This is a genomic window from Rahnella sp. CFA14(1/10) (genome assembly GCF_004195095.1).
Lineage (GTDB): Bacteria > Pseudomonadota > Gammaproteobacteria > Enterobacterales > Enterobacteriaceae > Rahnella > Rahnella perminowiae.
Map to the genome: position 1 here is coordinate 418,949 of NZ_SEWS01000002.1, position 14,365 is coordinate 433,313.

A 14,365-nucleotide genomic window follows, 5' to 3' on the forward strand; every position below is an offset into this window, starting at 1 on the left:
AAATCGGTCACAAGTCATACGAAAAGCTGTTTGACTTTATTTTATGATTAAAGTAAGTATTGATAGTCGGGTGAATTTTGAGTCAAAACATCATGCAAAGTGCCGGATGTGCCTTTGCCGCCAAAGAAAGGGATGCCTGTTTGTGTTGGATTGAGAGGAACGCACCACCATGTCTAAAGCCTTGCATGCACCACATCTTCATCACACCGTCGGCAATCGTGCGCCACGCGCCCTGCTTTCACTGCTGGCTCTCTCCCTCGGACTGAGTATCCTGCCGGCACAGGCCGGGACAATCGCTGCCTGGGATATCTATAACCACCCTTCGCAAACTGAGGTCATTGATCAGGCCATCAAAGATTTCGAGGCCCAGAATCCGGGTGAGAAAATCACCCGCAGCGTTCACTCCTTTGACGACACGCGCATTCCGCTGAAGCTGGCGCTTTCCTCCGGCGAAGGCCCGCAGGTGGCACAGGTTAACCAGGGCGGCGGTGACATGGGGGCTCTGGTCAAAGAGAAGTTGCTTTTTCCCATGGACGCCTACGCCAAGCAGTACGGCTGGGAAACGCGTTTTCCGAGTTCGATCCTCAAACGCAACCGTTGGTCTGATACACAAGACTTTGGCAGCGGTCATCTTTATGGCGTAGCCAGCCTCGGCGAAATGGTGGGTTTGTACTACAACAAAGCCGTGCTGGATAAAGCCGGAATACCGGTACCTAAAACTATGCCGGAGTTTGAAGCCGCGCTGGCCAGGTTAAAACAACAAGGCACCGTGCCCATCATGCTCGGTCTGCTCGATGGTTCTGTGGGTGCACAGTTGCTTTCAACCCTCTGGGAAGAGCAAATTGAAAGCAGCGATCGCAAAACGCTGGACGATCTGATTTATGACGTGGGAGGTTCGTTTAAAGACAGCAAGCTGGTAAAAGCCGCTCAAATCATGAAGGACTGGAATGCCCAAGGCTATTTCTTCCCGGGTTATCAGGGGATGGGTCGCGATGATGCCGCTTCACTGTTTCAGAATGGCCAGGCCGCCTTTTTCATCAGTGGCACCTGGTACATGGGGCAGTTTAAACCGAATAAAGACATTCATTTCTCGGCAATGCCTGCCGTGCCAGGCGTAAAAGCACCGCTGATGGTGGGCGGAACTGATTTACCGTTCTCTATTACAGTCACCGCCAAAACCAAAGCGCAGCAGGACACTGCGGCGAAATACATTAATTACATTGTTTCTGACAAGGTTGCCGAAGCCTGGCTTAAAGCCGGTTTCCTGCCCGCCTCGGCAGATAAAAATGCCAAACTTCCCGCTGATAATCCGCTGCTGGCCGACGTGTACCAAGTCTGGACTACCGTCAATGCTAATGACGGACTGGGCCATTATGTCGACTGGGCAACGCCGACCATGGGTGACGTATTGAATGCCAACGTGCAACAACTGCTGGCCGGACGCATAACACCTCAGCAATTGACTGAAAAGCTTGACGAAAATTACCAGCAATACCTTAAAACCCTAAAGCATTAAGGCGCAAAGACAGCCCAAAATGTGACAACAGGCTAACAGGCCTGTTGTCACCTCAGTAAAGCAGAAGGTCATGATGAGGGTAACCATGAGGCGTATCCATGCTCAATAAATCAATGCTGCAAAATATGCTTTTTGTTTTGCCGTCGCTGCTGATCTACGGCGTATTTCTGCTGGCACCGCTGCTGTTTTCAATCTGGGCGAGTTTTACTGCCTGGGATGGAACCTCGTGGCCTGTATTCATCGGCATACAGAATTTTGTTCGTATGTTTTCCGATGCAACATTCTGGACTTCCATTGCTAACAACGCCCTGCTGCTGCTGTTTTACACGCTTTGCCCGATAGTCATTGGCCTCGCGCTTTGCAGTTTCCTTAACGATACCCGTCACCACGTTGAGCGCAGCATGCTGCGTATTCTGTTTTTCCTGCCCTATATCATGCCAATGGCGGTGCTGGGTGTGGTGTGGCGCTGGCTGTACAACCCGGCATTTGGCCCGATCGATCAATTGCTGCGCGCCGTTGGACAGCCACAACTCGCCTTAGCCTGGCTGGGCGATTTTAACTGGGCGCTGCCTGCGGTGGGCTTCGTCGCAACCTGGTATTTTTTTGGCTTCTGCCTGGTGCTGTTCATGGCTGGTTTGCAACGCATGGATCCCTCACTGCTTGAGGCGGCGGAACTTGACGGCTCAAGCCGCCGGCAGAAATTCATGCGCATTACGCTGCCGGCCCTAAAACCGGAAATCCGCGTCGCGCTGCTGTTGACAGTGATCGCGGGCATCAAATCCTTCGACCTGGTCTACGTCATGACCCATGGCGGGCCTGGTACTTCGACTCTGGTCACTAATATTTATATGTATCAACAAGGTTTTGACTTACGCCATTTTGGCTATGCCTCCGCTGTGGCGATTATCGGTATGGTGATGGTGTTTATTCTAAATGGATTAATCCATCTGGCACTCAGGGAGCGTCGTTAATGCGTAGCACTTCTCTTTTCTCACGCAGTGTGATTTGGCTGATAGCAATAATGACTATTCTGCCCTTTTTGCTGGCCCTGATGACCTCTTTCAAGACCCAGGCAGAACTGTTTCAGGGAGCCTTCACCCTGCCGGGCAGCCTGCAACTCGGCAACTATCTTTCCGCCTGGCGCGAAGGTCATTTTAATGTTTACTTTCTGAATTCAGTGATTGTGGTCATTCCGGTGATCGTCATCAGCATTTTTGCCGGGATTTTGTCGGGATTTGGTTTTGCTTTTTTGCGCCTGCCGGGGAAAAAATTCCTGGCATTTTTGCTGGGGCTGGGCATGGTCTTACCTTCGGAAGCTTTTATTATTCCGCTTTACCATGAGCTGCACTGGGTGGGCATGACAAACACTTATCTGGCGCTGATTATTCCGCAGGTTGCGCTTTCGATCCCCTTCAGCACGCTAATGGTCGCCACTGCGTTCCAGCAGGTGCCGAAAGAGCTGGTCGAAGCGGCTGTGATGGACGGTTCGAGCCGCAGCAAGATTTTGTGGGGGATATTGGTACCGGCTATCTGGCCAACGCTGTCAACGCTGTCGCTGTTACTGTTTATCTGGACCTGGAACGAGTTTCTGATCCCGCTGATCCTGGTCAATAAAGATGAACTGCGCACTTTGCCGATCGGCATGATGTTTTTCCAGAATAAAAACACCTTAAATATTCCGGAACTGATGGCCGGTGCCATGATTGCTATTCTGCCCATCGTGGCGGTATTTCTGGCATTTCAGCGCAAATTTATCAGCGGCGTGACGGAAGGTGCCGTCAAATAGAGCCAATATCTTCCCGCTGCCTTAAAAAATTCATCCTTAAAGGCGCTCATCTGCGCCTTTTATCAGTCACCCCCCTTTCGCTAGCAGGGCACTCACTCAGGCTTAAGCTTAATCAGCATATCCTGCGCGAATTGCTGTTTCAGTTCCTGCTTGCTTTTCGTAACGATCTGCCCGTCCGTGCCAATGCTCATATGCTGGGCATCAACATTGTGACGCGACTGGTACAGCATTACGGCCTGCAGGCTGTGTTCTTTCTGTTGCGGTGTCAGTGCGACACCATCGGGCCATTTCCCGAGTTCAACAGCCAGGGCGAGGCGTGAATAAATTTCCGGCGTCATCACATCAATAAGTTGATTAATTTCCATCTGGGCACCTCGTTTTCGTGCGCGATTATTCATACGGCTTGAATAATAGCTGAATCGATTTTGTCGGTTAGATTACATCACCATTTTCATACGCATTAACCGGCGGTTTTATCGCCGCTTTTGCCATCAGTGAAGCTCATTGAAGCAGAGTTTATGCAGTAACGCTCACCCGTCGGCTTCGGGCCATCCGGGAAAACATGTCCCAAATGGGCCCCGCAGCAGGTGCAGCGGATTTCAATACGCGCCATATTATGCAAATTATCAGTGAGATAATTTATCGCATCCGGGTGAACGGGTTGATAAAAACTTGGCCAGCCACATCCGGAATCGTATTTGGTATCAGAGTAGAACAAGGCTGAGTCACAGACCACGCAATGATAAATCCCTTCGCGGCGGTTGTGCAGCAGCTTTCCGGTGAACGGGGGTTCAGTGCCGCGTTTCTGTGTGACATAACGTTGTATTTCAGTGAGTTGTTCGAGTGTACAGGAGGATTTAGTTTCTATGCCCATAGTTTTCGTTCTCTGACGAATATAAAAATCAACGTAAATAACAGTTTATAATAACAAAAAATTAACAACGAGTCTGTCTGTTTTGTCCTAAACTGTATGGCATCAGCGTTAGCCAGCTTACAACTTGTGATGGCGATCACACTCTTGTTCATCCGGCTCTTTATATTCTGTTTTTCGCCCCCATGTGGTTGTGAGCCGATTAAAAAACCGGAACGTGCAATAAGCGAGCAGCAGTAGGTCGTCGCTTTGACTTACAGCAATAATTGACACGATTCCGCTTGACGCTCAGCAAGGTTTTTGTAATTTTACAACCAACCTTTTATTCACTAAAAAAATAGCTGGTGGAATATATGACTATCAAAGTAGGTATCAACGGTTTTGGCCGTATCGGTCGCATTGTTTTCCGTGCTGCTCAAGAACGTTCTGACATCGAGATCGTAGCAATCAACGATCTGTTAGACGCGGACTACATGGCATACATGCTGAAGTACGACTCAACTCATGGTCGTTTCAACGGTACTGTTGAAGTTAAAGACGGTCACCTGGTTGTTAATGGCAAAACCATCCGTGTTACCGCTGAGCGTGATCCAGCTAACCTGAAATGGAACGAAGTTAACGTTGACGTTGTAGCTGAAGCGACAGGTTTGTTCCTGGATGATGCAACTGCGCGTAAACACATCACTGCGGGCGCTAAGAAAGTTGTTCTGACTGGTCCTTCTAAAGACAACACGCCAATGTTCGTTATGGGTGTTAACCATAAAGAATACGCAGGTCAGGAAATTGTTTCTAACGCATCTTGCACCACTAACTGCCTGGCACCACTGGCTAAAGTTATCAACGACAACTTCGGTATCGTTGAAGCGCTGATGACCACCGTGCATGCAACTACCGCAACACAGAAAACTGTCGATGGCCCGTCTCACAAAGACTGGCGCGGCGGCCGCGGCGCATCCCAGAACATCATCCCTTCTTCTACCGGTGCAGCTAAAGCTGTAGGTAAAGTAATCCCGGCTCTGAACGGTAAACTGACAGGTATGGCGTTCCGCGTTCCTACTCCTAACGTTTCTGTTGTTGACCTGACTGCACGTCTGGAAAAACCAGCTTCTTACAAAGAAATCTGCGCAGTAATCAAAGCAGCTTCTGAAGCAGGCGATCTGAAAGGCGTTCTGGGTTACACCGAAGACGACGTAGTATCTACCGACTTCAACGGCGAAAAACTGACTTCCGTATTCGATGCGAAAGCAGGTATCGCGCTGAACGACAACTTTGTGAAACTGGTTTCCTGGTACGATAACGAAACTGGCTACTCAAACAAAGTATTGGATCTGATCGCTCACGTTTCCAAATAATTGGTAATGTGGATGAACTGATTGAAGGGCGACGCAAGTCGCCCTTTTGCTTTCTGTCGGATGCACTTTTTTATCAGCACATGAGTGCGATCAAACAGACAGGTTTGGTTCATGTGTAGTCTTGGTTCAAAATCGTAATTGTTTAACCCTGACAGGACTTTAGATAATGACAGAACAACTCTTTTCTCTTCCGGTCGTAAATCAGATCTCTACCTCCGTCAGCCAGCGTCTTATCGACGAACTGCCGGTGCTCGTGGTTACCCATCCTAAAGTACGTGCTGCGATTGCCCTGCAAGGCGCGCATCTGCTGTCATGGCAGCCTGAAGGCGAAGCACCTGTACTGTGGATGAGCAGCGCCAGTGCGTTCAAAGAAGGCGTCGCGATTCGTGGCGGTATTCCCATTTGCTGGCCGTGGTTTGGTCCGGCAGGCAAACCTTCCCACGGTTTCGCGCGTAACGTGGCATGGGAACTGACTGATCGTCAGGAAACTGCTGAAGGTGTAGTACTGACTTTAACGCTGAAAAGCTCCCCTGAAACGCTGGAGTTGTGGCCGCATGAGTTCACGCTGACCGCACGCTTCACACTCGGCTCAACCTGCCATATCGAGCTGGAATCTACCGGTGATTTCGAAGCCAACAGCGCCCTGCACACTTATTTCAACATTGGTGATATCGCCGGTGTCAGCATCAAAGGTCTGGGCAACAGCTTTATCGATAAAGTCGATGGCGCAAAAGCCAAGCAGGAAGAAGGTGACCTGACCTTCACGGGCCAGACTGACCGCATCTATACCCAGCCACAAGCCACCAGCGAAATCGTTGATCCGGTTCTGAAACGTACGCTGGTTGTTGCGCATGAAAATAATGCTGATGTAGTGGCCTGGAACCCGGGTTCAGCACTCTCGGTGAGCATGGCTGATATGCCGGATGATGGGTATAAAACCATGGTGTGTGTGGAAACAGCGCAGGTTTCCCAGACACATAAATCAACACATGCTGCCCCGGCGCGTCTGGCGGTGACCTTCTCAATCCGGAAATAACCGGTTTGTGGGGGTAATCAAGACGAAAAAGGGGCAATTTTGCCCCTTTTTGTCGTCAGATGATTGATATGAAGGGCTGATGTCAGACCATGTCCAGCGGCGTTTTATGATCCGGCGCCGGAAACGCTGTGTCAATTCGTGCTATTTCCTCTTCCGTCAGGCTAAGCGTCAACGCCGCCGCATTCTCTTTCACGTGCTGGGGTTGTACCGCTTTAGGAATGGCGATGACATTACCCGTGCGTATTACCCAGGCCAGTGCAATCTGTGCACCGCTGACACCCCGTGTTTGGGCGATTTCCTGGATCACCGGTGCCGTCAGCACCTCGTGACGTAACTTTCCTGCCTGTGCCAGCGGGCAATAGGCCATCACAGGAACACTGTGCTCCTCACACCATGGCAGCAGGTCAAACTCAATGCCACGGGCCGCCGCGTGATACAGCACCTGATTGGTCATACATTCATTGCCACCGGGGATTTTCCACAACGCCTGCATATCGTCAGTGTCCAGATTAGAGACACCCCAGCGGCGAATTTTGCCCGATTGCTGCAATGTTTCCATCGCCGCGACAGTGTCATGTAGCGGAATCGAACCACGCCAGTGCAACAGATACAGATCCAGACAATCGGTTTTTAATCGCTTCAGACTCTGCTCACAGGCGGCAATCGCTTTCGCACCACCTGCATGGTGCGGATAGACTTTTGACACCAGAAACACATCATCGCGACGACCGGCGATGGCTTCACCTACCACCCTCTCCGCGCCGCCATCGGCGTACATTTCTGCGGTATCGATCAGCGTCATACCGCTATCCAACCCTTGCTGTAAGGCTTTCACTTCGGCACGGAGGTCGCTGTTCCGTTCCCCCATATACCAGGTACCTTGTCCGATTGCGGGTATTGTCGTGCCATCAGGCAACTGCACGGTTTTCGCTTTCATCTGTTTCCTCCGGTTGGGTCATGGGTGAAAAGCCCGTTGAACCATAAATGTGCAAATGGGGCGAATCGCCCCATTACTGTGCACATCACTCACCAGAACAGTGCATCAGATCAGAAGGTGTAAGTCACTCCCGTCCACAGTACGCCTGTCCATTCTTTTTCAATGATCGGGCTGTCAGTCACTTCACTGGACAGGCGCAGGTAGCGGCCGGTCACGAATCCTTGCCAGTCAGGCGTGAAGTTGTATTTAGCGGAAACTTCGACGTACGGGCTAAAGCTGTCGCCCGGGGAATAGCTTTCGAAGCCACTACGACGAGATTCGTCTTTGGTGACGCCATAATAATACTCATTGAGATTCGAGCTGAACCAGGTCACGCCAAAGCCCGGCACCACAGCCCAGTTAGCCCCTTTAATCGCATACAGATAACCCAGATCAGCGGTCATGCCGTTGCTGGTGTCAAGCGTATCGGCATTAAAGCTGGCGCGGACAGTCCCCCACTCAGCGTTATGCGAATAAGCCAGACCAGCCATCAGTGTTGAGTGACGTTTATCAAGTCGCTTCATGCGCTTATCATCGCTGTCACTTGGGTCGAAGCTTAATGGAAAGTAGCTGCCGGTGATGCTGAGTTTGTTGACGTCATCATTCCACAAGTAATAACCCGCCATCAGGGTGTGGAAGTAGAAGTCATCATTGTCGTAGTTGATGATCGGCACCGGGTAAACATGATCGTTATTCCCACGATACGGATCAGGGGCAACTAACGCTGAAGCACCCAGCTGCCAGGTCCCTGCAACGGCAACATGACTGCAAAGCACTGCCGCGCCGGCGAGTGACAGTGTTTTAAGATTAATCATTTTCATTGTCTTAATTCCATTAAGTAAAAAATCATCGCTAGTTTAAATGAACCGTAAACGTCGCGCTTAGCAATTTTCGGCCTATAAAAAGACATCTCCGGAAAAACCGTGGCGATCGCACAATTTAACTGCAAAATATGAAATAAAAATGACTAAAGAAACAACTTCCGCTCTGCAGAGCACGTCCTGTAAGGCTTTTCAGAGCATTCCTGATAACTGAGTCATTGATATGACTTAAAAAACGCCTAAACCATAGAGGAAATTTTCTTAATGCCAAACTACGCTTATAAATAGATGAAAGACTTAGCCTGAACGGTTGCCCGTCCCACCGGGTCTGACAGTGACACATCATCAAGACTGTCAGCTTTGAAGGGTTCTGCAAGTTGGCATAAGGGTTGCTGTAATCAGGTGGGAGATCTTTCTTCCGGGGGCGCTGAAAAAGCTCTCATTAACCTGTGCGTTACCCGAATATTTGGAATTACAGCACGTTGGTGGTTCCAGAGACGAAGGGTAAAATAACGAAGGACGGGCATCGTATGAACATATTTGACCACTATCGCCAGCGCTATGAGGCTGCCAAGGACGAAGAGTTCACACTGCAGGAATTTCTTACCATTGCACGGCAAGATCGCAGTGCTTATGTCAATGCGGCGGAACGTCTGTTGATGGCAATCGGTGAACCAGTGATGGTAGATACCGCGCTTGAACCACGCCTGTCGCGTTTATTCTCGAACCGTGTTGTTGCACGTTACCCTGCATTTGAAGAATTTTACGGCATGGAAGAGGCTATTGAACAGATTGTCTCCTACCTGAAACATGCCGCGCAGGGTCTGGAAGAAAAGAAACAAATCCTTTATTTACTGGGCCCGGTGGGTGGTGGTAAATCGTCACTGGCCGAACGGCTGAAATCCCTGATGCAACGCGTCCCGATTTACGTGCTGAGCGCCAACGGCGAACGCAGCCCGGTAAACGATCACCCGCTGTGCCTGTTTAACCCGCAGGAAGATGCGCATATTCTCGAAAAAGAATACAACATTCCGCCGCGCTATCTCGGCACGATCATGTCGCCATGGGCGGCAAAACGTCTGCATGAATTCGGGGGCGACATCACGAAGTTTAAAGTCGTGAAAGTCTGGCCGTCGATTCTCGAACAAATCGCCATCGCTAAAACGGAACCGGGCGATGAAAACAACCAGGACATTTCCGCGCTGGTCGGGAAAGTGGATATCCGTAAACTGGAAAACCACGCGCAAAACGATCCGGATGCTTACGGTTATTCCGGTGCATTATGCCGCGCAAACCAGGGTTTAATGGAATTCGTCGAAATGTTTAAGGCACCGATTAAAGTGCTGCATCCGTTACTGACGGCGACTCAGGAAGGTAACTATAACGGTACGGAGGGGATCTCCGCCCTGCCGTTCAATGGCATTATTCTGGCGCACTCCAACGAATCTGAATGGGTGACGTTCCGTAACAACAAGAATAATGAAGCGTTCCTTGACCGTGTATACATCGTCAAAGTGCCATACTGCCTGCGTGTGTCTGAAGAGATGAAAATCTACGATAAACTGCTCAGCAACAGTGAGCTCTCGCATGCCCCTTGCGCACCGGGAACCCTGGAAACGCTCGCGCGCTTTTCGATTCTCTCGCGTCTGAAAACACCAGAAAACTCCAGCAGCTATTCCAAAATGCGGGTGTATGACGGTGAAAGCCTGAAAGATACCGATCCGAAAGCCAAGTCCTATCAGGAATACCGCGATTATGCGGGCGTGGACGAAGGCATGAACGGGCTGTCGACACGTTTTGCATTTAAAATTCTCTCCCGTGTTTTCAACTTTGACCATGCCGAAGTGGCCGCCAACCCGGTTCATCTGTTCTACGTGCTGGAACAGCAAATCGAGCGTGAACAGTTCCCGCAGGATATCGCCGAGAAATATCTGGAGCACCTGAAAGGTTATCTGATCCCAAAATACGCTGAGTTTATCGGCAAAGAGATCCAGACCGCTTATCTTGAGTCCTACTCAGAATACGGACAAAACATTTTCGACCGTTATGTCACGTACGCTGACTTCTGGATCCAGGATCAGGAATACCGCGATCCGGATACCGGACAACTCTTCGACCGTGAATCGCTGAATGCCGAGCTGGAGAAAATTGAAAAACCGGCCGGGATCAGTAATCCAAAAGATTTCCGTAACGAAATCGTCAACTTCGTGCTGCGTGCCCGCGCTAATAACAGCGGCCGCAATCCAAACTGGACCAGTTACGAAAAACTGCGCACGGTGATTGAGAAAAAAATGTTCTCAAATACCGAGGAATTACTGCCAGTTATCTCGTTTAACGCCAAGACGTCGACTGATGAACAGAAAAAACATGATGATTTTGTCGACAGAATGATGGAGAAAGGATACACACGTAAACAGGTCCGCCTGCTATGTGAATGGTACCTGCGCGTGAGAAAATCCTCATAACAGAAGATCGTTGGCAACGTCGTTTGGGGGAAATATGACGTATTTTATTGACCGCCGGCTGAATGGCAAAAATAAAAGCGCGGTGAACCGCCAGCGCTTTTTGCGCCGCTATAAGTCGCAAATCAAACAGTCGATTGCCGAGGCCATCAACAAGCGTTCGGTCACCGACGTGGATAGTGGGGAGTCGGTTTCGATCCCCAATTCCGATATCAACGAGCCCATGTTTCATCAGGGCCGCGGTGGCTTGCGCCACCGTGTTCACCCCGGCAACGACCACTTTGTACAGAATGACCGCATCGAACGACCGCAGGGGGGCGGCGGCGGCGGCAGTGGTCAGGGCGAAGCCAGTCAGGACGGTGAAGGCGAAGATGAGTTTTCATTCCAGATTTCAAAGGACGAATATCTCGATCTGCTGTTTGAAGATCTGGCGCTGCCAAACCTGAGGAAAAACCAGCACAAGCAGCTGAATGAATTCAAAACCCACCGCTCCGGTTACACGTCTAATGGTGTGCCGGCCAATATCAGTGTGGTACGTTCTTTGCAAAACTCGCTGGCACGCCGTACGGCGATGACCGCGGGTAAAAAACGGGAGCTGCGTCAACTGGAATCGACGCTGACCGAGGTCGAGCACAGCGAACCGGCACAGTTACTGGAAGAAGAACGGTTGCGCAAAGCGATTGCTGAGCTGCGGGCAAAAATTGCCAAAACGCCGTTTATCGATACCTTTGATTTACGTTACCGTAACTATGAACGTCGCCCCGAGCCTTCCAGCCAGGCGGTGATGTTCTGTCTGATGGATGTCTCCGGTTCGATGGATCAGGCAACCAAGGACATGGCCAAACGTTTCTATATCCTGCTTTATCTGTTCCTGAGCCGGACGTACAAGAACGTCGATGTGGTCTATATCCGTCACCATACACAAGCTAAAGAAGTGGATGAACAGGAGTTCTTCTACTCGCAGGAGACCGGCGGCACCATTGTGTCGAGTGCCCTGAAACTGATGGATGAAGTCATTCAGGAACGCTACGACCCGGCGCAGTGGAATATTTATGCCGCGCAGGCCTCCGATGGCGATAACTGGGCTGACGACTCCCCGCTCTGTCACCAGCTTCTGGCACAGAAGATCCTGCCGATGGTGCGTTATTACAGCTATATCGAAATCACCCGCCGCGCCCACCAGACGCTGTGGCGTGAATACGAAGTGCTACAGGAGAAATTCGATAATTTCGCTATGCAGCATATCCGCGAGCAGGAAGATATTTATCCGGTATTCAGGGAGCTGTTTCATAAACAAGTTCAAGAACGCTGATGTTTAGCCTTTAAAACAGCTGGTTAAGTGGCATTATCCAGCTGTTTTTCCTCTTCCCAAGCGCCTTTCCCTTTTCAATGAGAGCAGATATTTACCCTTCATTCTGGGGAAGCGCTCCTCTCTGCAAAATCTTTTCTTACGATTGCCTATGAGGCCATGACGTGTATGAATGAAAATATTACGTCCTTGTAAGCACATTCTGCTGCTAACTAGGTGCATCATATAACGGATCTTTAACGCCATTACCAGCCCACTGCGCTTCACTCGCCAGAGACTTATTTAGATTCAGGCACTCATCGCCCCCAGACTGCGCAATATCTTGAACAACTCCAGCAGTTTCTTAGCACCAACTGAATTTTAAATATTTATAGCTAACAATTCCCGATTGTCTTGATATGCGGGGCGCTTACAGATCGTCTTTGCCCGCCAGTAAGTCACCTACAGATGCTTTTACAGGCTGAAAAATAAAACTGAGCTTTTGCGAAGCCTTTGACACGGACGCGGCAGCGAAATGGATGAAGCATTACCCCGGCGGCCTGATGTTTGCCGAGTAATCACACCCTCATCCCCGGCCAGCGCCGGGGTTTTTATTTTAACGCTAGGGTGTCGGGGCATGGCCCTGACCGGATGGTTTCGTCATACCGTCGGCATGACGGTAATGACAAAACATTTCCAGCCCGGTTGCTGAAGCATTTCCAGGCAACCGCCAAAGATCACGAACAAGAGCAATGGGATGAAGGCAGCACGGAGAGTCTGACCGGTAAAAATAACGTTCCCGGCGCGAGGGCTAGGACGTTTTTAACGTTAAATAGGTTCACTTGTTTCTAAAACTGCTTCCTTATATCCTTCAAGATTACTACTTAACCAATTTTCGTTCTGACGCTTCACATGAAACTTAACCACTGCACCAAATTCATCATGAGAAATAATCACATTTAATTTCTGGGACTGATTGTATTTTTTCCAGCAAGCTAATATTTGCTCACAAAATAAAAATGAGTAATCCAGATACCGTTCGGATACATAATCATCAATATGAAAAGAGTTTACAAAACATTCAACCCCTGTCCTATCAGGGAAATTATCTAACCCTTGGTAATTTTTGTATAGAGAGCGTAAAAAAACACAGCCGTTATCTTCTAAAAAACCGCCATTAATCCATGACTGCAAATCATCAGGAAGAGATAACCCCCTCCAATCTGCAACCTTCATTTCCTTTTCCATCAAATAATTACACTTCATTTCTTCTCTCCTAAATACTGAGTCAACCCTTTATTGATCGCCTTCTTAAATGATGGGTCATTCAATAGATTATTTACCGACTTAGGTGCATCGGGGAATGAATCCGTCTTGGGATCATAAAGATATTTATTATCCTTATTATCTTGATAATGTAGTTGCCCCGCTCTTTGTCCTGGTGCAGGATTTTCAACATCTATTCGTTCCTTACCGGCACCTTTCCATATAGTTTTACTGGACGTCTGAACTCCATTGGCCCCCAACATATGCCCATCAGCCAAATAAGCCAAGTCATCCTTATTCGGCCCATCCGGGATCGGCGTCGTGGTGGTATTTCCGGCAGTAGACGGTGCGCCATCGGTATTTCCGGTATGACTGGCTCCGTTCTTATCCGACTGATCCGGGGTCGTCAGCGTGGTGGCTGTGCTCTCCGCCGGGGCCGGATTTTCGAGCTTACCGCCGGTCGGATCTTTATCCGCTATCGGTAACTCCGTATGCCCCGGTCCACGGGTGCCGTCACGCACCGCGCACTGTTCGCGGGTACCTTCACAAGTATATCCCGCACCTTGATCTTCTTTAGTATCCTGTTGTTGCTGGCTTCCATTTCCAATTGCACCAGAGATTGCTGCATTCAGTGCAGATGCAGTGCTGCCTAATGCCAGCGCATTATTCTCAACCGCATTCTTCCCCGCCTGCGCCCCTGTCGTCGCAGAAGACAGGTTATTGCCCGCTGTTGCTCCGGCAACACCCGCCGCCAGCGTACTCAGTAAGCTGATTTCCTGCCGGTCGCTCTGCGAAAGTTTATCTATATCCGCCTGAGTGGTCGCATGGTAATAATATTCCGCTATATAACGCGCGGCAAGTTCACCACTGAACGCGCCGGCAGCACCCGCTGCTGCATTGCCTCCGGACATTTGCGCTGCTACAGCGCCCCAGACGGCATGGGCCATCGCATTAGCCGCGACATTGGTCGTACCGTCGTCATTCAGCGTGT

At 49.9% G+C, this 14,365-nt stretch carries 13 protein-coding genes; 7 read left to right on the forward strand and 6 right to left on the reverse strand.

From position 1 onward, the window contains the following. Positions 1-169 precede the first annotated feature (169 nt). The 3 genes from EVX52_RS05545 to EVX52_RS05555 all read left to right on the forward strand — a co-directional run bounded on the left by EVX52_RS05545 (position 170) and on the right by EVX52_RS05555 (position 3,302). Entirely contained in the window at positions 170-1,516 is a 1,347-nt protein-coding gene (locus EVX52_RS05545) for an extracellular solute-binding protein (protein ID WP_129990797.1), read from the forward strand. Between the two features lie 98 nt (positions 1,517-1,614). Next, complete coding sequence (locus EVX52_RS05550; RefSeq protein ID WP_129990798.1) at positions 1,615-2,487, forward strand: carbohydrate ABC transporter permease; 873 nt, start codon at positions 1,615-1,617, stop codon at positions 2,485-2,487. Then, on the forward strand, positions 2,487-3,302 hold the full coding sequence (locus tag EVX52_RS05555) for a carbohydrate ABC transporter permease (RefSeq protein WP_129990799.1): 816 nt from the start codon (positions 2,487-2,489) through the stop codon (positions 3,300-3,302). Before EVX52_RS05550 ends, EVX52_RS05555 begins: the two co-directional genes overlap by 1 nt. A gap of 92 nt (positions 3,303-3,394) precedes the next feature. Here EVX52_RS05555 and EVX52_RS05560 read toward each other — a convergent pair whose 3' ends face one another. Both EVX52_RS05560 and msrB read right to left on the reverse strand, forming a co-directional pair. Continuing rightward, entirely contained in the window at positions 3,395-3,667 is a 273-nt protein-coding gene (locus tag EVX52_RS05560; RefSeq protein WP_129990800.1) for a YeaC family protein, read from the reverse strand. A 95-nt stretch (positions 3,668-3,762) separates the two neighbouring features. Further along, positions 3,763-4,176 carry a peptide-methionine (R)-S-oxide reductase MsrB gene (gene msrB, locus EVX52_RS05565; RefSeq protein ID WP_129990801.1) on the reverse strand — a complete coding sequence of 138 codons (414 nt, stop codon included), beginning with the start codon at positions 4,174-4,176 and terminating at the stop codon, positions 3,763-3,765. Positions 4,177-4,526: 350 nt separating this feature from the next. Here msrB and gapA point away from each other — a divergent pair, with 350 nt between their 5' ends. Beyond that, entirely contained in the window at positions 4,527-5,525 is a 999-nt protein-coding gene (gene gapA / locus EVX52_RS05570; RefSeq protein WP_013575362.1) for a glyceraldehyde-3-phosphate dehydrogenase, read from the forward strand. A 166-nt stretch (positions 5,526-5,691) separates the two neighbouring features. After that, positions 5,692-6,561, forward strand: coding sequence for a D-hexose-6-phosphate mutarotase (locus EVX52_RS05575; RefSeq protein WP_129990802.1), 870 nt, complete (start codon positions 5,692-5,694; stop codon positions 6,559-6,561). Between the two features lie 82 nt (positions 6,562-6,643). Here the strand turns inward: EVX52_RS05575 and EVX52_RS05580 are convergent, their stop codons facing one another. Both EVX52_RS05580 and EVX52_RS05585 read right to left on the reverse strand, forming a co-directional pair. Beyond that, positions 6,644-7,498 carry an aldo/keto reductase gene (locus EVX52_RS05580; RefSeq protein WP_129951133.1) on the reverse strand — a complete coding sequence of 285 codons (855 nt, stop codon included), beginning with the start codon at positions 7,496-7,498 and terminating at the stop codon, positions 6,644-6,646. A gap of 110 nt (positions 7,499-7,608) precedes the next feature. Continuing rightward, positions 7,609-8,358 carry a MipA/OmpV family protein gene (locus EVX52_RS05585; RefSeq protein ID WP_129951132.1) on the reverse strand — a complete coding sequence of 250 codons (750 nt, stop codon included), beginning with the start codon at positions 8,356-8,358 and terminating at the stop codon, positions 7,609-7,611. Between the two features lie 530 nt (positions 8,359-8,888). Here EVX52_RS05585 and yeaG point away from each other — a divergent pair. Further along, the gene (gene yeaG / locus EVX52_RS05590) at positions 8,889-10,823 is read left to right on the forward strand and encodes a protein kinase YeaG (protein WP_129951131.1); all 1,935 of its coding nucleotides are present in this window, start codon (positions 8,889-8,891) and stop codon (positions 10,821-10,823) included. Positions 10,824-10,857: 34 nt separating this feature from the next. Continuing rightward, positions 10,858-12,132: a YeaH/YhbH family protein gene (locus tag EVX52_RS05595; protein ID WP_129990803.1), complete on the forward strand. Its 1,275-nt coding sequence runs from the start codon at positions 10,858-10,860 to the stop codon at positions 12,130-12,132. Between the two features lie 804 nt (positions 12,133-12,936). Here the strand turns inward: EVX52_RS05595 and EVX52_RS05600 are convergent. Beyond that, the gene (locus EVX52_RS05600) at positions 12,937-13,374 is read right to left on the reverse strand and encodes a hypothetical protein (RefSeq protein ID WP_015697206.1); all 438 of its coding nucleotides are present in this window, start codon (positions 13,372-13,374) and stop codon (positions 12,937-12,939) included. After that, positions 13,371-14,321, reverse strand: a complete 951-nt coding sequence (locus tag EVX52_RS25455) for a VENN motif pre-toxin domain-containing protein (protein WP_217138567.1) — start codon at positions 14,319-14,321, stop codon at positions 13,371-13,373. The genes EVX52_RS05600 and EVX52_RS25455 overlap by 4 nt, the downstream gene beginning before the upstream one ends. Positions 14,322-14,365: the final 44 nt, after the last annotated feature.

Excerpts from the sequence above, each read along its gene's own strand:
- EVX52_RS05560 (WP_129990800.1), bottom strand. The coding sequence starts at position 3,667 with ATGGAAATTAATCAACTTATTGATGTGATGACGCCGGAAATTTATTCA.
- yeaG (WP_129951131.1), top strand. The coding sequence starts at position 8,889 with ATGAACATATTTGACCACTATCGCCAGCGCTATGAGGCTGCCAAGGAC.
- EVX52_RS05595 (WP_129990803.1), top strand. The coding sequence starts at position 10,858 with ATGACGTATTTTATTGACCGCCGGCTGAATGGCAAAAATAAAAGCGCG.
- EVX52_RS05575 (WP_129990802.1), top strand. The coding sequence starts at position 5,692 with ATGACAGAACAACTCTTTTCTCTTCCGGTCGTAAATCAGATCTCTACC.
- EVX52_RS05600 (WP_015697206.1), bottom strand. The coding sequence starts at position 13,374 with ATGAAGTGTAATTATTTGATGGAAAAGGAAATGAAGGTTGCAGATTGG.
- EVX52_RS05550 (WP_129990798.1), top strand. The coding sequence starts at position 1,615 with ATGCTCAATAAATCAATGCTGCAAAATATGCTTTTTGTTTTGCCGTCG.
- gapA (WP_013575362.1), top strand. The coding sequence starts at position 4,527 with ATGACTATCAAAGTAGGTATCAACGGTTTTGGCCGTATCGGTCGCATT.
- EVX52_RS05585 (WP_129951132.1), bottom strand. The coding sequence starts at position 8,358 with ATGAAAATGATTAATCTTAAAACACTGTCACTCGCCGGCGCGGCAGTG.
- EVX52_RS05555 (WP_129990799.1), top strand. The coding sequence starts at position 2,487 with ATGCGTAGCACTTCTCTTTTCTCACGCAGTGTGATTTGGCTGATAGCA.
- msrB (WP_129990801.1), bottom strand. The coding sequence starts at position 4,176 with ATGGGCATAGAAACTAAATCCTCCTGTACACTCGAACAACTCACTGAA.
- EVX52_RS05545 (WP_129990797.1), top strand. The coding sequence starts at position 170 with ATGTCTAAAGCCTTGCATGCACCACATCTTCATCACACCGTCGGCAAT.
- EVX52_RS25455 (WP_217138567.1), bottom strand. The coding sequence starts at position 14,321 with ATGGCCCATGCCGTCTGGGGCGCTGTAGCAGCGCAAATGTCCGGAGGC.
- EVX52_RS05580 (WP_129951133.1), bottom strand. The coding sequence starts at position 7,498 with ATGAAAGCGAAAACCGTGCAGTTGCCTGATGGCACGACAATACCCGCA.